General features: G+C 53.6%; 3 protein-coding genes and 1 pseudogene. All 4 read left to right on the top strand.

The genetic code is table 11. The annotated features are described in order from the left end of the window. The first annotated feature begins 146 nt into the window (after window positions 1-146). On the top strand, window positions 147-509 hold the full coding sequence (locus ACXJ5O_RS26060; RefSeq protein WP_457302437.1) for an ArsR/SmtB family transcription factor: 363 nt from the start codon (window positions 147-149) through the stop codon (window positions 507-509). 25 nt (window positions 510-534) lie between these two features. Next, window positions 535-654 (top strand): annotated as a pseudogene (locus tag ACXJ5O_RS26055) (arsenical-resistance protein); the annotation flags it as partial. Continuing rightward, a complete protein-coding gene (gene arsC / locus ACXJ5O_RS26050; protein ID WP_457302436.1) occupies window positions 654-1,076 on the top strand; it encodes an arsenate reductase (glutaredoxin) in 423 nt (140 codons plus the stop codon). The pseudogene ACXJ5O_RS26055 and the gene arsC, both read left to right, overlap by 1 nt. Further along, the coding region (gene arsH / locus ACXJ5O_RS26045) for an arsenical resistance protein ArsH (RefSeq protein ID WP_457302435.1) at window positions 1,051-1,698 on the top strand (648 nt) is incomplete at its 3' end. The genes arsC and arsH, both read left to right, overlap by 26 nt.

Genomic DNA, 1,698 nt, shown 5'->3' with positions numbered 1-1,698 from the left:
GTGGAAGCGTGGTAGCAATCCGCCTTCTCTCCAACTTTGAGCTGAAATTCTGGCATCAGAAAACGCAAGAATGTAGCCGTTGGTTTTAACCTAAGAACTGACAATCCGCACTTGATATTTTATAACACATCGATAAATCTAGATATATGAAAAAAGAAAAAACAATCGAAGCTTTATCGGCTCTTGCCCAACCAACCCGCATGGATGCGTTCAAGCTGATTGTGATGCATGAGCCAGATGGGATCGGGGCTGGAGAGGTGTCTGGCCTCCTCGACGTTCCGCAGAATACCATGTCTACCCATCTCGCGATCCTTTTGCGAGCGGGGTTGATTTCCTCTGAGCGACAGAGCCGTTCAATTATCTACCGGGCTAATTTCGTAAACCTGCGCGAAGCAATTAACTTCTTGCTGAAAGATTGTTGTGCCGGACATCCCGATATCTGTGCGCCGCTATTGGCTGATATCGTTCCCTGCTGCCCGCCAAAGGAAAAACAGGGGCTTCATGCGTGACCTGTCGGATTCGAGGGGCGGCTTTGGCGTCCTGATCGAAGTTCGGGTGATGTTGTCGGTCGTGTGGATCGTCAACCGCAGCAAAAATTGGTACGAGCGCGGCGCGGAGGTGCAGAACTTCCAGAAAATCGAAAGGACTGTTTAATGGCCGTTACMATCTATCACAATCCCTCTTGCGGCACGTCACGCAACACGCTGGCTCTCATTCGCAACGCGGGCATCGAGCCGACGATCATCGAATATCTGAAGTCGCCGCCTGCGCGCCAGGAACTCAAAGACTTGATCCGAAGAGCTGGGCTGACTGTCCGCGAAGCCATTCGCGAAAAGGGTACGCCCTACGCCAAACTTGGTCTGGATGACATGTCATTGACCGACGAACAGTTGTTTGACGCCATGGAAGCGCATCCGATCCTGATCAACCGCCCATTTGTGGTGACAGATAAGGGTGTACGATTGAGCCGTCCATCGGAGCTGGTATTGGATATTCTGCCGGAGCCGCAAAAGGGAGCGTTTGCCAAAGAGGATGGCAAGGCCGTCATCGATGCAAAAGGAAAGCGCGTTGTCTGATCTGCCGAACACTTTGGAAGAGGCACTGCACAAGGTCGATGCGTCCAAGTTGACCTCGCCAAAGTCGTCGCATGCGCCCAGAATACTCTTGCTCTGCGGTTCATTGCGCAAGGTCTCCTATAGCCGTTTGCTGACACAGGAGGCGGCGCGGCTACTGCAACATTTCGGTGCTGAGACCCGCATTTACGATCCAGCCGGATTGCCGCTTCCGGATGACGCTCCAATTGATCACCCGAAGGTGCAGGAGCTGCGTGAGCTTTCATTGTGGTCGGAAGGCCAGGTCTGGACAAGTCCCGAACGGCATGGGGCGATGACAGGCGTGATGAAATCGCAGATCGATTGGATACCTCTTGCAATGGGTTCGATCCGGCCAACGCAGGGGCGTACGCTCGCAGTCATGCAGGTCTCGGGTGGCTCGCAATCATTTAACGCCGTCAACCAGATGCGGGTACTCGGGCGCTGGATGCGTATGATTACAATACCCAACCAGTCATCTGTGGCGAAAGCCTATCAGGAATTCGACGAACAGGGTCGTATGAAGCCATCGGCCTACTACGACCGGGTCGTCGATGTCATGGAAGAGTTGGTCAAGTTTACGCTTCTGACCCGCGATGTGTCGGGC

The organism is Phyllobacterium sp. P5_D12 (assembly GCF_054049495.1).
This window is presented reverse-complemented; position numbering and strand designations above follow the sequence as displayed.

Bases quoted from the DNA above. Each gene is read 5' to 3' on its own strand.
- ACXJ5O_RS26060 (WP_457302437.1), top strand. From the start codon at position 147: ATGAAAAAAGAAAAAACAATCGAAGCTTTATCGGCTCTTGCCCAACCA.